This window comes from Mycobacterium sp. ACS4054, assembly GCF_001667275.1.
GTDB lineage: Bacteria > Actinomycetota > Actinomycetes > Mycobacteriales > Mycobacteriaceae > Mycobacterium.
Window position 1 is genome coordinate 1 of the sequence record NZ_LZHV01000010.1, and the last position, 599, is coordinate 599.

Here is a 599-nt window from a genome sequence, read left to right on the forward strand (position 1 = left end):
CCGGGTTTGAGCAGGCGGTGATGCGGGCCGCAGGCGAAGGTGAGGTCGTTGATGTCGGTGCGCCGGCTGCGGGCGTAGTCGGTGACGTGGTGGACCTCGGAGAGGTAGCCGGGCACGGTGCAGCCCGGGGCGGTGCAGCCGCGGTCCTTGGCGTACAGCACAATCCGTTGGCCGGGGTTGGCGAGCCGTTTGGTGTGATACAGCGCCAGCGGTTGGGCGGTGTCGTCGAAGATGGCCAGATAGTGGTGGGCGTGGCGGGCCAGCCGGATCACGTCGCTGATCGGCAGGCGGGTGCCACCGCCGGTGCGTCCCGTGCCGGCGGCGGTTTGCAGCTCGTGCAGGGTGGTGGTGATGATGATGGAGGCCGGTAACCCGTTGTGCCGGCCGAGTTTTCCCGAGGCCAACAGGGCGCGTGATGCCGCCAACAACGCGTCGTGGTTGCGCTGGGCCGTACTGCGGGCGTCGCGGTCGATGGCCTCCTGGCTCGGGGCCCCGTCCACGCACGGGGTGTCGTCGAGGGGGTTGCACATGCCGGGGGCGGCCAGCTTGGCCAGCACCGCCTCGATGGTGGCCCGCAGCTCGGGGGTGAGCACCCCGCG

The 599-nt window shown here is 71.0% G+C and carries 1 protein-coding gene; it reads right to left on the bottom strand.

Going from position 1 to position 599, the window contains the following annotated elements; all coding sequences use genetic code 11:
- The coding region (locus A5730_RS01230) for an HNH endonuclease signature motif containing protein (protein ID WP_156745640.1) at positions 1-599 on the bottom strand (599 nt) is incomplete at both ends.